This is a genomic window from Sphingobacterium sp. UBA7249 (assembly GCF_002472835.1).
Classification (GTDB): Bacteria; Bacteroidota; Bacteroidia; order Sphingobacteriales; family Sphingobacteriaceae; genus Sphingobacterium; species Sphingobacterium prati.
Genome location: NZ_DKST01000025.1, coordinates 159263 through 180389, shown reverse-complemented (window position 1 = coordinate 180389; position 21127 = coordinate 159263). Strand labels below are relative to the sequence as shown.

Sequence of the window (21127 nt, the reverse complement as noted above, 5' to 3'; positions counted from 1 at the left end):
CTCCTATGATGTTATGTGGATGACTAAGCGACAAGAGCCCTTGCTTATCTATTATGAGCTCCGCATCAGCGGGAACGGCCTCCTGTCATGTTTATTTAATTTTTTAGCAAACGCTGAATTTCATCCAATTTCATCAAGGCCTCTACAGGGGTCAGCGAGTTGACATCGAGGTTATTCAACATGTCGCGGATTTTATTCAAAACCGGATCATCAATGGAAAACATTTGCAGTTGATAAGCTTGTTTCTGAATCTTACGCATACTATCTTTAATCTGCTCCCCTCCCGTACGTTCCTGCTCCAACCGTTTTAAAATTTGATTGGCACGGTTCAATAGCTTTGGCGGCATTCCGGCAAGCTTGGCGACATGGATCCCAAAACTATGCTCTGATCCTCCAGGCACCAGTTTCCGCAAAAAAATCACTTTGTTATTGACCTCCTTTACCGTCACATTGTAATTTTTTATGCGTTCAAGAGAGGTTGACAATTCATTCAATTCATGATAGTGTGTCGCAAAGAGCGTTTTTGCTTTGGCAGCAGGATGATTATGTAAATATTCCGCTATTGCCCAAGCGATCGAAATTCCATCATAAGTACTCGTACCACGCCCAATTTCATCCAAAAGGATCAGGCTTCGATCCGAAAGATTATTCATGATACTGGCGGTTTCATTCATCTCCACCATAAATGTTGACTCCCCAGAAGACAAATTATCCGATGCCCCTACCCGTGTGAATATTTTATCGACCAAACCAATCTTAGCTTCTTTAGCCGGAACGAAGCAACCGATCTGTGCCATCAGTACAATCAATCCTGTCTGACGGAGTAAGGCCGATTTACCGGCCATATTCGGACCGGTAATAATAATAATCTGCTGTGCTTTCGGATCCAGATAAGTATCGTTGGTAATATAGTCTTCCCCTATCGGTAGATTTTTTTCGATAACAGGGTGCCGCCCACCTTTAATATCTAAAATCTTACTGTCACTCATCTCTGGTTTGACGTAATAATTTTTCTCGGCGACAATGGCAAAGTTGAGTAGGACATCCAATTTGGCAATAAGCTGTGCATTCAGCTGAATCGGCTTGATATAGACAGCAATCGCTACCAATAGCTCCGCATACAGTCTATTTTCCAATGCTTGAATCTTTTCCTCAGCCCCAAGAATCTGCTCTTCATATTCTTTCAGTTCCTCTGTGATATATCGTTCTGCATTGACCAAAGTTTGCTTTCGAATCCACTCCGTTGGAACTTTGTCCTTATGTGTATTCGTTACTTCAAGATAGTAACCAAATACATTGTTGAATGCGATCTTTAGGGATGGGATACCCGTCAGTTCAGCTTCTCTTTTCTGAATCTCCAACAAATAATCTTTACCGCCAAAAGAAATCTTACGCAGGCGATCCAATTCAGCATCAACTCCCGCAGCAATGACGTTGCCCTTATTAATGGCCACAGGCGGCTCAGCCTGTATTTGTTGCTCTATTCGTTCTCGAATGGCGGCACAGGCATCCAATTGATCAGATATCAGGGTCAACGATTGCGCATCCTTACGGTCGGTCAGTTCCTTGAGCTTTTCAATGGCATGTAAAGCACGTTTCAATTGAACGATCTCTCTCGGATTGGCCTTTTGAAGTCCGATCTTTGATATCAACCGTTCCAGGTCACCAACTTGTTTGATCTGACCGATCAGTTCGTCCCGCAGTTCACGGTTGTTAAAAAAGAAATCCACCACGTCCAAACGTTCCTGAATACCCTTTTTATCTTTCAAAGGCATCACGATCCATCGCTTCAAAAGCCGTGCGCCCATTGGACTGGCTGTATGATCGAGGACATCTGACAGTGTAACTGCATTTTCGTTCATGGATCCGATCAGTTCCAGATTGCGGATCGTAAATCGGTCCAGCCACATAAACCGGTCCTCTTCAATGCGGGAAAGTGTCGATATATGTTGTAGGTTGCGGTGTTCCGTCTCATTGAGGTAATGCAGGGCAACCCCCGCCGCAACGATGCCTGCTGACATCCGCTCCACGCCAAAGCCTTTCAACGATGCAACTTCAAAGTGCTTTAACAAAGCCTCGGTCGCATAGTCACCAGTATAGGGCCACTCATCCAAAAAATAAGTATAATAGTGTGCTCCGAACTGCTCGATAAAATCCTTGCTTTGTTTTTTTGGTAAAATGATTTCAGTCGGTTTAAATCCCTGAAGCAATTTATCAATATAGGATGTACTTCCTTGTGCGACCAAAAATTCGCCTGTTGAAATATCCAGAAAAGCGATACCGATCTTGTCTTTATCTGTAAAAATCGAGGCTAGATAATTATTCGATTTCTGTTGAACAATGTTATCATTGTAAGAAACTCCAGGAGTAACCAATTCCGTGACGCCCCGTTTAACGATCGTTTTTGTCGTTTTGGGATCCTCCAGCTGATCACAGATTGCTACCCGTTGACCTGCACGCACTAATTTTGGAAGGTAAGTCTCCAAGGAGTGATGCGGAAAACCTGCCAACGCCGTTTCGGATTCCGAACCATTCCCTCGCTTTGTCAAAACAATACCCAAAATCTGAGCCGCCTTGATCGCATCCTCACCAAATGTCTCGTAAAAATCGCCAACACGGAACAACAATAACGCACCAGGATACTTAATCTTGATTGCATTATACTGTTGCATCAACGGAGTTACTTTCTTTTCTTTTGCCAACTTCTAAAATCAAATTTGTGAAGCGTAAAAATAGGATAATATCGTCGCTTTGGCAAACAATACCCTCAACTTCTCGATAAAATCATTTCCATTAAACAAGAATATACGCTAAGTTTGTATCCGAAAAAAATTAGTCATGGCCATCAAAAGATCTGGTAAGCAAAATACTGCCAGCAAGCAAAAAAATACCTTTAAAAAAGTTTCCTTCAATCCGTTGAAGTCTATCAAATCACCCATTCTACGCATCATAAGCAGAGTCCTCCTCTATTTTATTGGTATCAGTCTTTTTTGGGTAATTAGCTTACGCTTTATTAACCCGCCTATTACCTGGCTCATGATTCAACGTGGCTTTGAACTCAAGGAACAGGGAAAGGGTTTTAAACTGGAAAAAAACTGGTTGAGTTATGATGAGCTTTCGGATAATCTAAAGCTAGCAGCGATTGCAGGTGAGGATGCTCATTTCATGACACACTGGGGATTTGACCTGAAAGGCATTCAAAATGCCATCAAGAAAAATTCACAAGGTAAAAAATTGCGCGGTGGAAGTACAATTAGTCAACAGGTTGCCAAAAACGTCTTTCTCTGGCCTGGACGTTCCTGGCTAAGAAAAGGTTTTGAAACCTACTTTACCGTTCTAATCGAAACCTTCTGGAGTAAAAAACGCATCCTCGAGGTTTATCTTAATGTTATTGAAATGGGACAAGGCGTATATGGTGCTGACGCTGCTGCAGAATATTACTTTAGCAAAACAGGAAGCAATCTTTCCAAAAAACAGGCTGCGCTGATCATTGCGATCTTACCAAATCCGCGTGCATGGGACGCAAGGAATCCATCTGCTTATGTCAACAGGAGAGCAAATGCAATTGCAAAGTATATGCATCATTATACTATTCCTGAATAGTGGGATTGATATGGGCCCTCATTCGTTTATGAATATAGCACTACCTTGCATAAAAAAGAGCACCATTTTAGCAATGGTGCTCTTTTTATAAATGTTATTTTTCACTATGCAAATAATCTTTTGTGCCAGCTTTCCTTAAAAGGAACAATCCAAGCACTATCCAGCTGATGCTCGTAAGTGATCGTATTATCAAACACAAGCGTGTTGTCATCTATTTCACCGGCAGCCAAAAGCTTTTCAAAGATCGCACGATTTGCTACAGCTACACCATTCGTTGATTTATACGCAAACTGCATACGATCGAAGAGCTGAACATGATATCTTTCCTCTATTCCCTTTAGGAAGCGAACCGAACTATCTACAGAGCAACCCGATGCCGCCGCGATATCTTCGTCAACCTTTAGAATAATAAAAAGGTTGTCGCGCAGTTCAGCAGAGGCAGACAAGGGCTTACCATGCACTTTCCACTGCTCAGCAAAAGCCGATAGTTCAACTTCGATTTGTTGCCCCTCCTCAACCGTGAGGATGCGATCAGCTTGATATATCCAAATACGTTTCATAAGCACTCTGCTTTATTAAATTAACCTATATAATAAGGTGAAATCATCAAATAGACAATGACGCCGGTCACTGCAACATACAGCCACATCGGGTAGGTAATCCGAGCCAACTTCTTATGCCGTTCATAAGATCCCGAAATACCCCGCACAAAAGTAAACAGTACAAATGGGATTATAATGATAGATAAGAGGATATGTGTGATCAATATAAAGAAATAGATTGGCCTTAAAATACCTTCCCCTCCATATTTCGTTTCGATCGATGTCATGTGATAAGCCACATACATCGCCAAAAAAGCCAGGGAACAAGCAATACAATATTTAATCAAACGCTCATGCAATGTTTTATTTCCCTTCTTTATTGCAGCGACAGCCCAAACCAACAGTACTGCAGTGATACCATTAATTGTAGCGTAAATAGGCGGCAAAAACGTCAAGGGCTTTACATCGTAACCCAGCTTTTGTAAATTGACGGTAAATAGGATAGCCACAACTATTGGAATCACAATAGACAGAAGCCAGATCCACTTGCTATACTTTTTCTCTTTAATAAGACTCTCTTCCATAATTATAATTACCTGTTTTGTTCTATGGTAGCCGGATGGTTCCGAATTTCCTCCACCAACAATAACTTAATTTCATCTTCAAGACGGTCTACGTCTGTTTTTACATTAATGTCATACATCCCTCTAATCCGTCCTTTTGTATCAAGTAAAAGATAATTTGAACCAATAATAAATGGCTTGTTATTATCATTGTTGACTAATGCATCCTGTAATAGGCTCTCTTTGGCAAATTTAAAGATATCCACAGTAGGATCTGTCACAAAAAACCAAGATTTGGTCCAGGGTTTGTAAACTTTGACATATTTCGCCAATACTTCGGGTGTATCATAACTTGTGTCTACTGTGATCGAATACAGTTTTACCTTTTTGTTATGAATAAAACGATTGGCAATCTGGTCTAGCTTTTTCACCATCGTTCGCGACAATGAAGCATCTCTTGAATACATCAAATGTACCACGGATAGCGTCGTATCACTGTCCAACAGGCGCACATGCTTGCCGTCATAATTAACGAAATCAACAGGCGGAACTGTATGATAGATTGTATCGGGAATATCACGTCCCCACTTCCGATGGGTTGTCCCCGGTACTTCCTTCTTACCTAGAATCGGCAGTGAAGCGTAACTATTCGAACCGCTTTTATTTAGTATAAAATATAAAAATCCTGGCAATAAGAGAATTACTGCCAGGATCAATATAGTTTTAATACCTTTCTTTTGTCCAGTATTATTGTCCATTATTCACCTTATCTATTTATTTGGAAACAATTGATGCTCTTGAAAAGCACCTGCCAAGAAACCTCCCTCAACTAACATCAGGACGATAAAATAAATAATAAAAATAAAGACTATTGCAACGGTAACGATGAAACTCGATTTTTCGAATTTCAAGTGCATAAAGAATGCAACGATATAATATGCTTTAACTAATGTTAAAACAATATAGATGGTATTTACCAATGCACCTTTGGCCAAAATTTGCCAGTGGTGAACAAAACCTAACGCAATTAAGAACTCTAGACAAGTAAGCGCCAAAAGTACGCCAAATACTCTCCAAATGGCTTTCTTATCCATCCCACCTTCGTGAGCATGCTCTCCGTGAGCGATATTATCTTGATATTGTGACATAGCGATCTAAAATTATTAATTCAGTAATTAGATTAAGTAGAAGAATGTAAATACGAATACCCACACCAAATCCACAAAGTGCCAATATAAACCTACTTTTTCAATCATTAAATAAGAACCACGATTTTCAAAAGTATTATTCAAAGTCATGCAAAGAATGATGATGTTTAATATAATACCTACAGTAACGTGGAAACCGTGAAAACCTGTAATCGTGAAGAACAAGTTTGCAAATTGCAACGCCGATGTATAGGAAATATCGTGTGTAAAGTATGGTAGCAATGCAGTTTTAATCGCATCCCCTTCTAAACCTGTAGCCGGATTTTTACCAAACCAGAAACCCATGTGGTGTAAGTGGGTCCACTCAATAGCCTGACAGCCTACGAAACAGATACCTCCTAAAATTGTCCATAACATCCATTTGACAACTTCATTTTTTTGATTACGGTGACCAGCTTCAACAGCCAAAACCATTGTCACAGAAGACATAATCAAGATAAAGGTCATCAAACCTACGAATACCAAAGGTTGACCATGCTCCGCAATACCCGGGATAGATTGGAAAATCTTATCAGGATCTGGCCAAGTTGGGTGAGAAAAGCGTTGTGCGCCATAATAAACCAAAAATGCAGAAAATGTGAAGGCATCCCCTACCAAGAAAAACCACATCATGATTTTTCCATACTCTAAGTTCCAAGGTGATTTTCCACCATTCCATGGACCAGTTTTTACCTTATCCAATTGCGATACTGTTGTACTCATTGTTTACTATTATTGATTCAAAAGTAAGAAAACATATATATAAATCCATAAAAGATCGAGAAAATGCCAAAAAATACTGGCAAGATCCATGCGGAAAAGATTGCCGTCTTTAGAAAGCTTATTCGCTCCTATAATCGCGCCAATCAAAACGATCAAACCCGCAATAATATGCGCCAAGTGCATTCCTGTAAAAATGTAGATAAAAGATTGAGATGCATTGTTATTGACAAAATAAACACCTCGTTCAGTTAACACATTCCAAGCATGTACTTGCAATGCAAAAAACACGATACCCAAAACAAAAGTAACCATTAACAATAACTTCTGTTTAGAAGAATCACCATTTTTAGCAGCTCTATGTGCCAAAAACATCGTAAGACTACTCACCAAGATTACGATTGTGCTATACACGAACGTATCAGGTAGCAATGTCTTGATTCCCTTGTCCACCCCACTCGCTGTATATACAATGAAACCACTGGATAATGCAGCAAACATCATGAACATACCCAACATACCCAACCAAAGATTGAATTTCTGAGCTTTTCTCTGTACTAACTTCTCGTCAGTTTGTGCTTGTATATCTAACATTATTTCAAAGGAATAAAGTTAAGCAATAATACGAGTTGTGTAACAGGCAAATAGATGAACGATGTAAACATAACTTTCTTTGCCGAAGGAATATCACAATTCTTAAACAGCAAATAGCCATAGTACCCAAACATCAATCCCCCAATGACCGACACTATCGTAAACCAAATTCCACCAAAGCCAAAATAATAAGGTATAAATCCTGCAGGAACCATTAACAATCCTGAAATGAATACCATAAAGGCTGATATCTTATCCCTTTTTGTGGTTGGCAACAACCTAAAACCAGCCAATTTATAATCGTCATCGACGACCCAAGCAATTGCCCAAAAATGTGGGAACTGCCATAAAAACTGAATAGCAAACAACACGAAGGGAATAATAATAATTGCGGCTTCGTTATGTCCACTATAATAGGCCAGGTCATCCTGTGAAAAAGCAGCATAATAACCAATTAATGGTGGAAATGCGCCAGGAAATGCCCCTACAAAAACGGCTATCGGTGACTTTCTTTTTAAAGGTGTATAAATGAATGCATAAAGAAGGATACAAAAAACCGACAATAAGCCAGCGACAAAATTTAAGCGGACCAATACCAAAGTACCCAATATGCCCATAAACACACTCAATACCAAAGCTTGCCCTGTTGTCATCCGACCCGAAGGTAGCGGTCTATCCTCTGTACGTTTCATCAACTTATCCAGATCTTTTTCGATGATCTCATTAAAACCATTGGCAGAACCTGTGACCAGAAAACCACCTACGGTCAATAATAACCAATTGACCCAGAAAATTTCACCCTGTTGTTTTGATCCTATCAGAAAAGCAATTGACGCGGAAAATACCACCGTCAAGGTAAGTCTTAACTTAACGAGCTTATTGAAATCTGAAATAAATTCTTTCATAATTAAAAGAGACCTCCTACTACCAGTGTATTCAAACACGAACTTTTAAACATAAACATCCCGAATTTCAAAATTAATGCCTTTGCTTAGTCAACAGCAACAACAGATAAAATTGGGCACCAAATAAAAGTGTCCCAACAACCAGGTGTGTCGTCTGCGCAAATGCAGGTATTGCAAATCGAGCTAAGATAATTCCTGATAGCATTTGGATACCCACGAGGATCAATGCGATCAAAGCAAATTTAAATTGCTTAGATCCCGTATTGAAACTTGTGCGGACCAAAAAGAATAATACAATAACTAAAATCAAAGAACAATATGCCAACCATCGATGCACTTCAAATTGTTGGCCAATAGCTGTTATAAAATCGGCGCGGGCAATGTTGGAATCAGTCAATAGATCTACCTCCTCCCGAACCCCCGTTCCGACGATCACTTGCGTTAGCATCAATAAAATTGAAATTAACGCCAGACCTTTCAAAATGCCTAAAGAACGATTAACCAATATAGTCTTATCACGTAAGGTAACTGCTTTAAAATATGTATATATACTGATACACACAATTACCAATGCTAAAAGCATATGTACTGTAATAATCCAAGGCATCAAATTGGTTGATACGACGATCGAACCTAACCATGCTTGAATGACCACAACAAAAAGATTAACCACTGACCAAACAACGATTGAACTTTTTGATTTTATATATGTAAAGGAATAAATTGCAGTAAACAATAAACAAAATCCGGAAATAACGCCTACCAAACGATTGATGTACTCCGTCCAAGTCTTCGCAACATTAAAATCCTCATGCTGCAAGATACTTTTATCAGTACGGAGCTTGTAAGCCATTTCCTTATCCCCAAAAAATTCTACAATTTTGGCGAAACGCTCATTTTTTTTTGCTCTTCCCTCAATATAATGTTGTTCGTATCCCTGTGGTAGCTGGGAAATATCTGTGGGTGGAATAATACGGTTAAAACATTTTGGCCAATCTGGACATCCCATGCCTGAACCTGTACTCCGTACAACACCTCCAGCAATAATGACCATGAATAATACGATAATCGTAATAAAATTGGTCTTTATAAATCGCTTTTCAGCTGCTGGAAACATAATACTACCCCTACCTCTTAAAATACAAACTTGTATAAAATAGAGTAGGACTCGTCCTACTCCATTCCATTAAATTTTATTAGTCTTTTCTACCATTTTGAGCATTCCATTCTGCTTGGATACGCTCAGCTTCCTCATCCCCTTCAAAATCATGAGGCAAATTCGAGCTCATTGTTTGGGAGAAAGGAACATCTTGAGGAATGAAATCCTCATCGTGACCTGGCTTACTGTAATCGTAAGGCCAACGGTGTACTGTCGGAATTTCGCCTGGCCAGTTACCATGGATATGCTCTACCGGAGTAGTCCATTCCAAAGTATTCGAATGCCAAGGATTTTGTGGCGCTTTCTTACCGAAGAAAATCGAGTAAAAGAAATTCCACAAGAAAGCAACCTGACCCAAAGCAGCAATGATCGCAGCCCAAGTAACCAATTGATTCACAGAAACCCATTTTGCCATGAAGGCAAACTCCGTAAATGCATAGTAACGACGTGGTACACCATCAATACCCATAAAGTGCATTGGGAAGAATACCAGGTAAGCACCGATAAAAGTCAACCAAAAGTGTAAATAACCCAATTTTGTGTTCATCATACGGCCAAACATCTTAGGGTACCAGTGGTAAACACCACAAAGCATACCAAAGATGGAAGCCGATCCCATTACCAAGTGGAAGTGGGCTACGACAAAATATGTATCGTGTAGATTGATATCCAATGCAGCATTACCCAAGAACAATCCTGTCAAACCACCAGAGATAAAGAAAGATACCAAACCGATAGCAAACATCATTGCTGGTGTAAAGCGGATATTACCTTTCCATAATGTTGCAAGGTAGTTAAATGCCTTAACAGCCGAAGGAACGGCGATAATCAACGTTGTGATCATAAACACACCACCTAAGAAAGGATTCATACCTGTCACAAACATATGGTGACCCCATACGATAAAGGACAATACAGTAATACCGATCAAAGAGTAAACCATGGCGTGATAACCGAAGATTGGTTTACGTGAGTTTGTTGCAATAACCTCAGAAGTCAAACCTAAAGCCGGCATAACAACGATATATACCTCAGGGTGACCCAAGAACCAGAACAAGTGCTGGAACAAAATTGGAGAACCACCTTCGTTCGGTAAAATTTGTCCTTGCACGACCAAGTCAGACAAATAGAATGACGTACCAGCGGCACGGTCAAAAATCAAAAGAACAACTGCCGATACCAATACTGGGAATGACAACATACCCACGATTGCAGTTAAGAAAAACGCCCAGATTGTCAATGGCATTTTCCAAAGGTCCATACCTTTTGTACGCATGTTCAAGATCGTACTTACATAATTGATACCACCGATCAACTGCGAAGCAACGAATAGAACCATACTCACCAACCATAAAGTCATACCAGTTGCAGATCCAGCGATTGCCGTTGGTACAGCTGATAATGGTGGGTAGATTGTCCAACCGGCAGAAGCAGGCCCACTCTCCACAAAGAAAGAAGCAACCATGATAACTGACGCGATGAAAAACAACCAGTAAGATAACATATTCATAAAAGGCGACGCCATATCGCGCGCACCGATTTGATATGGAATTAATAAGTTACTGAATGTACCCGATAGACCTGCTGTCAACACGAAGAATACCATGACGGTACCGTGAATGGTCACCAAGGAAAGGAAAAACTCCGGCTTAATACGGCCACCTTCAGCCCATTTACCCAAGAATACTTCTAATATAGGGAATTCTTTATCCGGCCAAGCTAATTGGATACGGAATAATACTGATAAAAGCATCGCAAAAACTGCCATGATGATACCAGTGATCAAGAATTGCTTGGCAATCATCTTGTGGTCACCAGAAAAGATATACTTTCTGATGAATGATTCCTCATGATGATGTCCGTGCGAATCGTGATGTTCAGCGCTATGCGATATTACTGTACTTGACATATTCGATTTTATATTCAAAAATTCTTAATTAGTTCAAAGATGCTGTAACTTGTACGCTATCCTTTTTTACGTTAGCTGTTTTATTACTGAATTCCTTTTGCAGATCCTCAGTAAAATATTTATTTTGCTTAGCTAACCACTCTTTATATTGTGCCTCAGTAACAACAACAACTTTCTTTTGCATGTTGTAGTGACCAGATCCACAGATCTTGTTACACAACATCACGAAATCATAATTATAGTCTCCCAAACGATCACGCATCTCTTCTGTTGTCACAGTAGGCGTGAATTGGAAATAGTTGGTCATTCCGGGTACCGCATTGATCTGAACACGGAAATCTGGAATAAAGAAAGAGTGAATAATATCTTTTGAAACGATGTGGAAACGAACTGGCTTGTTTACTGGCAACCAAATTTCAGAACCTTGAATATCATCCCAAGAATTTTTATCATTAAAGTCGATACCATAAGGATTCGTAGGTGTCGTCATTTTGTAATTACGTTTACCAATGATACCGTCGGTACCAGGATAACGAACCTGCCATTGGAATTGCTCGCCCAATACTTCAACTTGTAATGCAGATTTTTGGAGATCCTCAGGAATATTTGTAATTGATCTCCATGTAAAGAAGCCAAATAATACCAATACTGTCAAGACTACTGCCGGAACGATTGTCCAAAGTTTCTCAATGGCGTTGTTATGTGGATAATAGTACGCTTGACGTTTTGCACGCATACGGTACAAAAATGTAAAAGTCATTAACAAGATATGTGTAATCACCAATACAAATGTTGTAATTGCCGTTGTGATGATAAACATGGTATCAATGCGTGCACCATGTTCTGTTACTGCCGAACGCCAATAAGCTGCTCCCCAATGTACGTATGTCCAATAAACACCGTAAAGAAATACAACCAAGAAGATAAAGAACAATACCGATTGGAATGTGTTATTCGCAAATGGATTGTATCTACCATTCATTTTTCGTGTCAATTCATAAATCGAAAGTACCTTGCCAATCACAGCAACAATTGTACAAACGACTAAAAACAATAACACATAATACGTGAAGTTTTTATAAACCTGAGGGTCTATTTGCTTCACTTCTTCAACAGCAGGAGCAGCTGCGCTAGCTTCTGTAGTAGAGCTAGCAGATGCAACAGCAGCAGTACCTGCTGCCGCTGTTGTATCTTTTGCAACCGAATCCGTTGCTGCAGGGGCAGCTACCGCTGTAGTCGCCGCTTTAGCAGAATCAGATGCTACTGTATCTTGTTGACTTGCAAGAATAGGATTTGCAAAAAGCAGCCCTAGTGCAAGCACAAAACCCGAGATGGATTTGAATCTATTATTTAATTTAAAGCTCATTTCTTTTATAACGTTTTTACGTAACCTTCCTTTAAAAGTGAAACTATATTTGGTGATGTAAACTCTCATCCAAGAAAGGATGATTTTTAGGCACCAATGCTTGTTTGCTCAATTTACTCATCACTAAAAAGATGAACAAACCTAAGAAACCAAGTGCAGTTCCGATTTCAATGATACCAAATCCTCTATGTTCAGCAACAGTACCAGGCATAACCATGATATAGTAATCAAGCCAGTGACCAGCCAACAATAGAATCGCTACGAACAACATGACGTTTTGCTTACGTTTAGCATCGCGATCTACTAATAGTAACAATGGTGCCACAAAGTTAATGATAATACTCAACCAAAACCAAGGTTTGTATTCAGGCTCCCAACGTTTGTAGAAATAAACTGTTTCTTCAGGAATGTTTGAATACCAAATCAACATGAATTGCGCAAACCAAACGTAAGTCCAGAAGATCGAGAAACCGAACATCAATTTACCCAAATCGTGTAAATGATTTTCGTTTACCCAGCTCATATAACCTGCTTTCTTCAAGACAACAACGATTACGGTAATGGCACATAAGCCACTTACCCACATTGCTGCGAAGTTATACCATCCGAACATGGTAGAAAACCAGTGTGCTTCTAAGGACATGATGGTATCAAAAGACCAGATTGGTGTAGTAAAGCCAAAAATAACCAAAAAGATTGCAGACAATTTGAATGACTTTTTGTAAGATGTCAAACCGCCTTCTAAATCCTCTTTATAAGAAAGTTTCGCAAGGACAACAGCAAAAATACTATAGATACCCATGAATACGATTTGACGAGTCAAAAAGAAAGGTACATTTAAGTAAGCTGATTTTCCTTCGATAATAGGGTCATAATTTGCGTGATTAGGGTCTAGTAGACCATCTGCATGCCAGTGATGATACAAGTTATGTGTAGTCAGACCTAAGCCCACTATAACTAATAAGATCAAGGATGCAATTGGTAAAACACCTGCCATAGCCTGAGGTATACGTACCAGACCTGCAGACCATGCAGACTGTGTTACATATTGCAAGGCAACGAAGAATGCTCCAGCTGCGCATACACATGTAAAGTAATAACCCATCAATAACAAGTTGGCGTAAGTACGCTCTACAGTTACGTGATCGCCCGAAAGCAACCCGAAAGCTACAGCAGCTACGCCTAGTACAACAGCGATAATACTGTACAATTTAGCTTTGCCAGCAAACTCGTATCGCTCGTTGAAATTATAATCGTGATGATGACTGTGAGTTCCCATTTATATATCTGATGTTAGATTATTTCTTTTGTAATTCGTGAACATACATAACAACTTTCCATCTCTCTTCTGGAGACAATTGCGATGCATGCGATCCCATGGAGTTGTGTCCGTAATAAATCGTATGGTAGATTTTACCATCTGTCAAGTCAGCCATCAAACCACCTCTCGAAGAGTTTGCCGCATCTGTTCTATGATAAGACGGTGGCGGCGGAAAGTTCTCTAATTGACGGGTACCTCTAGAATCAGTTACACTACGATCTTTCGTCAGTGGTCCATCCCCTTTACCTTCTGGTCCGTGACATACCGAACAGTAAGTGGTGAACAATGCTTTTCCTTTTTCAAGGTTTTCTGCATTGACAACCAAAGGATTTTTAACTTCCCGTCCCGCACGTTCGTACTCCTCTAATGTATTGGCATACTCGAAACGAGTGAATCCAATTGGATCTGTACCCTTTGGCGGAGTTTGCGCTGTTTTTCCATCAGCAAAATTCGCGTTAGGTTGATCCGGATTGAACGCAAGCGGATCGTACATGTTACGGGAAAATTCCAAACCTGTACTACGAGTTGTTTTATCACCACAAGAAGAAACAAGTGCTGTTAATGCTACAGCTGCGCATACAGTTCCAAGTAAATTCTTCTTATTCATAGCTAACATATTTTCTATCATTGTACTTAACTTCAACAGCACCAGCTTCTTTCAATAAACTATCGATCAAAGCGTGATCTGCATTTTCTTTGGCATCTACTGCAAGGATGAAACGATCATCTGTCGCGCGCAAGTCCATCACACGTGGTGCACGTCCTGGAAACAGGTGGTTACGGAAGAAAAATGTCGCAACCATACCCAAAGCACACAATAAGATGGTAACCTCAAATGTTACAGGAACAAAGTTTGGCATTGCAAAAGATGGTTTACCACCAATATTCATTGGCCAATCGTATACCATGGTATAATACAATAAACTAAACCCTAATGTCGTTCCCAATGCTCCAAAGCAAAATGCTGCGATAGGCAAGCGAGAAGGTTTCACACCTAACTTCGCTTCGATACCGTGGATAGGCATCGGAGTAAAGCAGTCATAAATACTTATATTGTTTGCTTGCAATTTGTCGATCCCATGCATCATGTCATCTGGATCCGCAAAACTACCTAATATATATTTTGTATTGCTCATTGCTGATTATTTTCTAACTGATAATTCTTTAATCTCTTCTTCTGTCACTGAATCATATTTCTCCAATGATTCTTGGAAGTACTTAACTTGCTCTTCAGGGAATGCACCTTCCTGAGCCAATTTAGTTTTATGTTGTAATGATGATGATTTCAACAACAATTTAACTTCGGCAATTGCTATACCTGGCAAGAAACGTAAGAACAACAAGAATAACGTAAAGAATAATCCAATTGAACCTACAAAGATACCCACGTCTGTCCAAGTTGGGTAGAACATTGCCCAAGATGAAGGCAAGTAATCACGGTGCAATGAAGTCACGATAATTACGAAACGCTCAAACCACATACCGATATTTACCACGATAGATAAGATCCATGAGATCGGAATACTTGTACGGATTTTTTTGAACCAGAATAACTGTGGAGAAATTACGTTACAAGTCATCATCGACCAGTATGCCCATGCATATGGACCCAACATACGGTTCTCGAAAGCATACATTTCGTATTCTGAACGAGAGTACATCGCGATGAACAACTCTGTTAAGTAAGCTACACCCACGATAGAACCTGTTGTCATGATGATGATATTCATCGACTCAATGTGGAACATCGTGATGTAGTTTTCAAAGTTCATTACTTTACGTAAGATCAACAATAAAGTCTGTACCATCGCAAAACCCGAGAAGATCGCACCTGCCACGAAATATGGGGGGAAGATCGTCGTGTGCCATCCAGGAATAACCGAAGTTGCAAAGTCCATGGATACGATGGTGTGTACAGAAAGTACCAGCGGTGTTGAAATACCCGCCAAGATCAATGACACGATTTCAAAACGTTGCCAAGTCTTAACTGAACCATTCCAACCGAATGATAATACAGAATAAATCTTTTGTTTTAATCCAGTAGCACGGTCACGGATAGTCGCGATATCTGGCAACAAACCACAGTACCAAAATACTAAGGATACGGTGAAGTATGTTGAGATCGCAAACGCATCCCATACCAATGGAGAGTTGAAGTTTACCCAAAGTGATCCAAATTGATTTGGAAGTGGGAAAATCCAATAAGCCAACCAAGGACGACCCATGTGAGCGACAACGTAAGTAGCCGCACAGATTACCGCAAAGATCGTCATCGCCTCTGCGGAACGGTTGATTGAGTTACGCCAGTTCTGACGGAAAATTAATAATACAGCTGAAATCAACGTACCCGCGTGACCGATACCAACCCACCATACGAAGTCGGTGATATCCCAAGCCCAGCCTACAGTTTTATTCAGACCCCAAGCGCCGATACCTGTCCAAAAGGTATAACTAACGCTAACTACCCATAATAAAGCTCCCAATACAGCAACGGTAAAACCAATCCACCATGCTTTATTAGGTTTATTTTCAACCGGTAGTAAGATATCATCCGTAATTTTTGCATACGTGATGTCTTTACCGGTCATTAATGGTTCTCTTAATATTGATTCGTTATGCGATGACATAGTAATTTTATTTCAAATATTGTACAAGATTACGCCTCAAAAGTGTTTCTAACTTTTGTCATATAACCGATACCCGGTTGAACATTGATTTCCTCAAGTACGTAATAAACACGCTCGTTGCGCAATGCTTTGGATACTTCTGATTCTGGATCATTCGCGTCACCAAAGATGATTGCATTTGCCGAACATGCTTGTTGACAAGCCATTTGGATATCGCCATCTTTCACTTTGCGATTTTCGATCTTAGCTTGCAATTTACCTGCTTGGATACGTTGGATACACATTGAACATTTTTCCATTACCCCACGTGAACGTGTCACTACATCTGGATTCAAGACCAATTGTGTGAACTCATTGTTCAAGTAGTTGTCAAAACGTGAATCATTCCAGTATGCGAACCAGTTGAAACGACGTACTTTGAACGGACAGTTGTTCGCACAGTAACGTGTTCCGAAACAACGGTTGTAAGCCATATGGTTCAGACCTTCTGAAGAGTGTACTGTTGCCAATACCGGACATACCGTTTCACAAGGTGCGTGACCACAGTGCTGACACAACATTGGTTGGTGAACAACAGTGATATCTTCGAAATCTAATTCAGCTGAAGCTTTCGCAATTTCTTTCTCTTTTGTAAGATCTTGATCTTTACCTTCGATTGTATAGTAACGGTCAATACGTAACCAGTGCATCTCACGACGACGACGAACCTCATCACGACCTACAACAGGGATGTTATTCTCTACGTTACAAGCAACGATACAAGCACCACAACCTGTACATGCGTTCAAGTCGATCGCCATCACCCATTTGTGACCTGGTTGCTCATATTTGTTCCACAAATCGTACGTTTTGTGATTATCTGTAAAGCGTCCCGCCTCAGAGTTAGGATCTTTCAAATATTTCGCAAACGTAGTCTCACGAATCACGTTACGACCTTCGATTGTGTGGTGTGTTTGTGTTTGTGCCAATTGGTAAGTTCCAGAAGCTTTCGCTACAGTTGCTTTTGCAACACCTTGAACAGTACCGTTGATAATAGAAGCAAATGGGAATGCGTTTTTACCAACTTCATTACCTGCTTTACCAACTTTAGTACGACCGTAACCTACAGCAATTGAAATGGTTCCTTGTGCTTGACCTGGTTGTTGTACAACAGGCAATTCCAATTCAACACCATTTGCTTTTACAGTTACTTTACCATCTTCACCTAAGCCTAGTTTTTCAGCATCTTTTGGATTTAGGGCAGCATAGTTGTCCCAAGTTACTTTAGATACTGGATCAGGCAATTCCTGTAAGTAAGCGTTGTTTGCGTAACGACCATCGCGAAGAGCAGAAGGTTCGTAAAGTTTCAATTCAAACTCACCAGTGATTGATTTGCTCGAAGCTTCGATTGCTGAAGCGGCAGCAGCGGCATTTCCTGTAAAGGCAGGAGCAGTCGCAGCTTTAGCACCTTTATATTCAAAACCAGTTTGCAATACAGCATCCCAAGTTTTTGTAGAACCAGCTAAGATTTGTGTAGACCACAAGTTCTTAACGAAGTTGTACATATCCGTTGTGTTTCCTGCCCAAGTCAACAAGCTTTGTTCAACTTGACGCGTTTGGAAGACAGGATTGATTGTTGGTTGAACGATTGAATACAAACCTTCCTTCGGATTTGCGTCACCCCAAGACTCTAAGAAAGTACTTGCAGGAGCGATCGCTGTCAATTCCGAAGCAGTCTCATCAGCACGTTGCGCGAATGATAAGGTAAAAGGAATTTGTTTCAATGCGGCTTTTACATCCTCTGCTTTGAAGTAGTCGTAAACAGGGTTGCTGTTCAAGAAGAACGCAGCACCTACCTGTCCACCCTTAGCAGCTGCCAAGAATGCTTGGAATGATGAATCAGAACCTTGATATTGTTTAGAGTAGTTATCTAAATCAATGATTGTACCGTAAGCGCCCAATGCAACGTTGATTGCATTGACCAATACCTGAACATTCACATCATTTGAACCAGCAACAACAACAGCTGCGCCTTTGCTGTTCACCAATTCTTTTGCAGCTAATGCTACACCTTTTTGTGCTTTTTTGTTTGCAGTCGCACCAGCCAGTGATTGACCAGTGATTGCATTATATAAAGCGATTAAAGTTGCGCCTTCTTCTGAAGGTTTGATAGCGATACGTGCATCCGCATTTGTACCCGTCATCGAAAGACCGGATTCAAATTGTACGTGACGTGACATTTTTCCATTTTTCAATGATTTGTAGTCACGGTTTTTAGCGTATTGTTGTGTATGTTCTTCACCTGCCAACCAAGTTCCTAAGAAATCAGCAGCAACTGAAACAATAATATTTGCTTTATCAAAATTGTATGAAGGAACTACAGCTCTACCAAAAGAAGCTTTATTTGCCTCGATAATACCGCTGTAAGAAACGGCATCGTATTGTACGTGGTTAACTGTAGGGAATTTCGTTGCGAAAGCAGCGATTGCTGCCAAGGTTGAAGGACTGTTTACTGTATTCGAAACGATCGTAATTTGTTTACCAGAAGATGCAGCTGCAGTTAATGCTTTAACAACTTCCCCATCCAATTTAGACCACTCTACATCTTGACCTTTCAATTGTGCCTGTTTCAATTTAGACTCATCGTATAAATCCAATACTGAAGCAGCGGTAGTTGAATCCAAACCTTGGTTCAAACCAATTGCGTTCGGGTTAGGCTCAACATTGATTGGACGACCTTCACGCGTTTTAACCAAGATACTCTGACCATTGAATGTCGAAGCATAGTAGTTAGGAATACCTGGCGTTATTTCTTCAGGCTTAATCAAATAAGGAACTGCCTTATGCACAGGAGTACGGTTACAAGCCGCTAAAGAAACAGCACCCAAACCAAAACCTAATGCTTTCAAGAAGTCACGGCGAGGAGTTTTAGTACTCAAGCCAGCTTCATTTAATACATCTTCTACAGGAATAGATTCGGCAAACTCACCCTTGCTTCCCTCAACGAAAGCAGGAGTTTGATTTAACTCTTCCAAACCTTTCCAATATTTTTTATTGCTATCCATTTAAGCTGTATATAAGATTGCGTATTTCAAATAATTATTAATAGTGACATTTACCACACTCAAGACCACCGATCATGGCTGCAGTCATTTTCTCACCTTTCTTAATTCTTTCGTGTGCCTTGATCAAATCTTCATAATATTTATTATCTGATTTGATATCCGTCTTTTTGTGACAATCCACACACCACTTCATTGTCAATGGTGAGTATTGGTATACTTCTTCCATATTCTGGATCGGACCGTGACAAGTCTGACACTCTACTCCTGCTACCACAACGTGTTGTGAGTGATTGAAGTAAGCGAAATCAGGCAAGTTATGAATACGAACCCATTGAATTGGTTTTGGATTATTTCCATAAGTACGTGTCTCAGGATTCCAATCTAGCGCACGGTAGATCTTCGCGATTTCTGGAGAGATCTCGCCATCATAATGCTCAGAAGCTGTAATTGTATTGTGACAGTTCATACAGACGTTAGCCGATGGAATAGAAGCATTTTTAGATTTAAATGCACCACCGTGACAGTATTGACACTCAATTTTATTTACACCAGCGTGGATTTGGTGTGAGAACTTAATAGGCTGAACAGGTTTGTAACCTTCGTGAACACCTACGTTCCACATCGTTTTCCAACCACCTACTGCTAACAAAGCAACAAGCATCAACACGGTGAATCCAACCAATTTTTTGTTTTTAACGAATGCCTTTGCAAACTTCACAAAACGTTGATTGTCTTCAGGTTCTTGTTGCGCAGCAATAGCTTCCTGATTCTTAGCAATTACATTTTCTAAGGTACGGATCACACGGTTCAACACCACGATCACTACAACCGCTAAAACAACAACTGCGATCAAGCCCAAAATCATGAACATAGACGCGTTATCATCCTTTGCAGCTGCGCCACTTGTAGCAGCATCTTTCGGTTTCTCAACTGAAGCATCCTTGATAAACGCAATTACCGATTTAATCTGATCATCAGATAAATCCGTAAAAGAAGTCATCACAGACTTGTTGTACTCTTCAAAGATTTTAACCGCTTCGGCATCACCAGAAGCAATTAGAGCTTGAGAGTTGCGAATCCATTTAATCAACCATTCTTCAGATTTTGTATCTGGAACTCCTTTCAATGCAGGACCAACTACTTTTCTGTCAATGGCGTGACAGGATGTACACTTAGATTTGAAGATTTTTTCACCTTCCTTGACATCTTGCGCATGCAACGTCGTAACGGCAAATAATAGCATCAAACTCGTTGACACCACCCTCGCAAGGCTTCCCAAAACGGATGAGATAGTTCTCATATTTAGCACTTTATACTATTTATTTGTGAATGTAAAAAATTAAATCCCATGGTTAAAGGAGCCACTACCCCCTTAACAATGCCACAAAAGTATGATTTATTAATAAATCGCTGACAATTTTGTGACCTTTAATATCAATTTATAATCATTCTAAACAATTGCGTTTAAACCACCGTGAAATCACTATTATAGTAAAAAGTAGTTCTTTTGCTACAACTTTTCATTACGACATTCAATCAAATATAAGACATTACTATGACAATTTAAAATACCTGAATATCAAGCCT

General features: G+C 40.1%; 18 protein-coding genes. 1 reads left to right on the top strand and 17 read right to left on the bottom strand.

The genetic code is table 11. The features are described from left to right. Positions 1 to 95 precede the first annotated feature (95 nt). Positions 96 to 2702: a DNA mismatch repair protein MutS gene (mutS, locus tag B4A24_RS17345; RefSeq protein WP_293946317.1), complete on the bottom strand. Its 2607-nt coding sequence runs from the start codon at positions 2700 to 2702 to the stop codon at positions 96 to 98. A 136-nt stretch (positions 2703 to 2838) separates the two neighbouring features. On the opposite strand from mutS, the gene mtgA reads away from it, so the two are divergent. Then, the gene (gene mtgA / locus B4A24_RS17340; protein WP_293946316.1) at positions 2839 to 3603 is read left to right on the top strand and encodes a monofunctional biosynthetic peptidoglycan transglycosylase; all 765 of its coding nucleotides are present in this window, start codon (positions 2839 to 2841) and stop codon (positions 3601 to 3603) included. Between the two features lie 104 nt (positions 3604 to 3707). Here mtgA and B4A24_RS17335 read toward each other — a convergent pair whose 3' ends face one another. From B4A24_RS17335 to B4A24_RS17260, 16 genes are all read right to left on the bottom strand, one after another. Continuing rightward, on the bottom strand, positions 3708 to 4163 hold the full coding sequence (locus B4A24_RS17335; protein WP_293946315.1) for an ABC transporter ATPase: 456 nt from the start codon (positions 4161 to 4163) through the stop codon (positions 3708 to 3710). Positions 4164 to 4183: 20 nt separating this feature from the next. Next, positions 4184 to 4729 carry a DUF420 domain-containing protein gene (locus B4A24_RS17330; protein ID WP_293946314.1) on the bottom strand — a complete coding sequence of 182 codons (546 nt, stop codon included), beginning with the start codon at positions 4727 to 4729 and terminating at the stop codon, positions 4184 to 4186. 8 nt (positions 4730 to 4737) lie between these two features. Further along, positions 4738 to 5466: an SCO family protein gene (locus tag B4A24_RS17325; RefSeq protein ID WP_172393696.1), complete on the bottom strand. Its 729-nt coding sequence runs from the start codon at positions 5464 to 5466 to the stop codon at positions 4738 to 4740. Positions 5467 to 5478: 12 nt separating this feature from the next. Next, positions 5479 to 5856, bottom strand: coding sequence for a cytochrome C oxidase subunit IV family protein (locus B4A24_RS17320; RefSeq protein WP_120261492.1), 378 nt, complete (start codon positions 5854 to 5856; stop codon positions 5479 to 5481). A 27-nt stretch (positions 5857 to 5883) separates the two neighbouring features. After that, entirely contained in the window at positions 5884 to 6618 is a 735-nt protein-coding gene (locus B4A24_RS17315; protein ID WP_108635989.1) for a cytochrome c oxidase subunit 3, read from the bottom strand. A gap of 9 nt (positions 6619 to 6627) precedes the next feature. Continuing rightward, positions 6628 to 7209 carry a cytochrome c oxidase subunit 3 gene (locus tag B4A24_RS17310; RefSeq protein ID WP_293946313.1) on the bottom strand — a complete coding sequence of 194 codons (582 nt, stop codon included), beginning with the start codon at positions 7207 to 7209 and terminating at the stop codon, positions 6628 to 6630. After that, positions 7209 to 8114, bottom strand: coding sequence for a heme o synthase (gene cyoE / locus B4A24_RS17305; protein ID WP_172393694.1), 906 nt, complete (start codon positions 8112 to 8114; stop codon positions 7209 to 7211). The genes B4A24_RS17310 and cyoE overlap by 1 nt, the downstream gene beginning before the upstream one ends. Positions 8115 to 8187: 73 nt before the next feature. Then, positions 8188 to 9231: a COX15/CtaA family protein gene (locus tag B4A24_RS17300; protein WP_293946312.1), complete on the bottom strand. Its 1044-nt coding sequence runs from the start codon at positions 9229 to 9231 to the stop codon at positions 8188 to 8190. Between the two features lie 79 nt (positions 9232 to 9310). Beyond that, positions 9311 to 11182 (bottom strand): cytochrome c oxidase subunit I, encoded by a 1872-nt coding sequence (locus tag B4A24_RS17295; protein ID WP_293946311.1) that lies wholly within the window; start codon positions 11180 to 11182, stop codon positions 9311 to 9313. 28 nt (positions 11183 to 11210) lie between these two features. Beyond that, positions 11211 to 12548 carry a cytochrome c oxidase subunit II gene (locus tag B4A24_RS17290; RefSeq protein WP_293946310.1) on the bottom strand — a complete coding sequence of 446 codons (1338 nt, stop codon included), beginning with the start codon at positions 12546 to 12548 and terminating at the stop codon, positions 11211 to 11213. Positions 12549 to 12591: 43 nt separating this feature from the next. Further along, positions 12592 to 13827, bottom strand: coding sequence for a quinol:cytochrome C oxidoreductase (locus B4A24_RS17285; RefSeq protein ID WP_293946309.1), 1236 nt, complete (start codon positions 13825 to 13827; stop codon positions 12592 to 12594). Between the two features lie 19 nt (positions 13828 to 13846). Continuing rightward, a complete protein-coding gene (locus B4A24_RS17280; RefSeq protein ID WP_409456468.1) occupies positions 13847 to 14485 on the bottom strand; it encodes a c-type cytochrome in 639 nt (212 codons plus the stop codon). Beyond that, a complete protein-coding gene (locus tag B4A24_RS17275; RefSeq protein ID WP_104385006.1) occupies positions 14469 to 15005 on the bottom strand; it encodes a DUF3341 domain-containing protein in 537 nt (178 codons plus the stop codon). Before B4A24_RS17275 ends, B4A24_RS17280 begins: the two co-directional genes overlap by 17 nt. 6 nt (positions 15006 to 15011) lie before the next feature. Continuing rightward, complete coding sequence (gene nrfD / locus B4A24_RS17270) at positions 15012 to 16496, bottom strand: NrfD/PsrC family molybdoenzyme membrane anchor subunit (RefSeq protein ID WP_046674137.1); 1485 nt, start codon at positions 16494 to 16496, stop codon at positions 15012 to 15014. A 29-nt stretch (positions 16497 to 16525) separates the two neighbouring features. Continuing rightward, positions 16526 to 19540 carry a TAT-variant-translocated molybdopterin oxidoreductase gene (locus tag B4A24_RS17265; protein ID WP_293946307.1) on the bottom strand — a complete coding sequence of 1005 codons (3015 nt, stop codon included), beginning with the start codon at positions 19538 to 19540 and terminating at the stop codon, positions 16526 to 16528. A 37-nt stretch (positions 19541 to 19577) separates the two neighbouring features. After that, positions 19578 to 20840 carry a cytochrome c3 family protein gene (locus tag B4A24_RS17260; protein WP_108635999.1) on the bottom strand — a complete coding sequence of 421 codons (1263 nt, stop codon included), beginning with the start codon at positions 20838 to 20840 and terminating at the stop codon, positions 19578 to 19580. Between the last annotated feature and the right edge of the window lie 287 nt (positions 20841 to 21127).